Origin of the sequence: Suttonella ornithocola (assembly GCF_001889065.1) — a bacterium.
Lineage (GTDB): Bacteria > Pseudomonadota > Gammaproteobacteria > Cardiobacteriales > Cardiobacteriaceae > Suttonella_A > Suttonella_A ornithocola.
The window spans coordinates 1-439 of sequence record NZ_LWHB01000289.1; the positions used below are offsets into that span (position 1 = coordinate 1).

Annotated in this window: 1 pseudogene; it reads left to right on the plus strand. The window is 55.8% G+C overall.

Going from position 1 to position 439, the window contains the following annotated elements:
- Nucleotides 1–439 (plus strand): annotated as a pseudogene (locus A5N85_RS15900) (hypothetical protein); the annotation flags it as partial.

A 439-nucleotide genomic window follows, 5' to 3' on the forward strand; every position in this document is an offset into this window, starting at 1 on the left:
GCAGGTAAAACAGAAGTGAGCTTCACGCCGAAAGCAGACGGTGAAAATAATGAAGTAACTGCTTATGTCAAAGACCCTGCGGGCAACGAAAGTGCGAAAGGCAAAGACGCCTCGACCAGCCAAACAGGTAACAGCACAGCTGCAGTAACAGGCGTAGAACTTGGTGGTTCGGCGGATGATGGCTACCTAAATGCCAAAGAAGTGGGTGGTCAAGATAGCGTCAGCGTACCGGTCACTATTGGCCTGAACGGCGATGTCAAAGAAGGCGACACCGTGACCATTGATGTTAACGGCACCCTCAGCACGCACACCGTGACCGCAGACGAAGCCAACGCGCACAGCATCACAGCCAGCGTAGACATCCCGAGCAGCCAAGACGGCACGGTCGTTGTCAAAGCGAGCGTGACTGCGACGGCTACCGGTAACACGCCGGCGGCCA